General features: G+C 59.4%; 1 protein-coding gene. It reads left to right on the plus strand.

Features of this window, described 5'->3' with window-relative positions:
• Window positions 1–13 precede the first annotated feature (13 nt).
• On the plus strand, window positions 14–411 hold a 398-nt coding region (locus C6558_RS39280; RefSeq protein ID WP_245449382.1), incomplete at its 3' end, for an IS5 family transposase.

Genomic DNA, 411 nt, shown 5'->3' on the forward strand with positions numbered 1-411 from the left:
TTAGGAGGCGGGTTTGGCGCGTGGCGATCTGACGGATTTGGAATGGAGGATCATTGAGGGGCTGCTGCCTACCGAGCGCGGCAGGAAGTCTCGGCCCTCTCATGACAACCGGCGATATCTCAACGGACTGCTGCATGTTCTGCGGATCGGCTGCCCCTGGCGCGACATGCACGAGCGCTACGGCAAGTGGAACTCCATCTATGTTCGCTTCCGTCGTTGGGCGGAACAAGGCGTGTGGGATGGACTTCTCGAAACGCTTGTCGAGTTGGGGCTAACCGACGACTGGCAGCACATGATCGACAGCACCACGGTTCGAGGCCATTCACAGGCAGCGGGCGCTAAAGGGGGACTTATAAGGAGGCTTTTGGTCGATCACGCGGTGGCTTTACGACAAAAATCCACGCCCGCGCA

This window comes from Ensifer sp. NM-2 (genome assembly GCF_003024455.1).
Lineage (GTDB): Bacteria > Pseudomonadota > Alphaproteobacteria > Rhizobiales > Rhizobiaceae > Ensifer > Ensifer canadensis.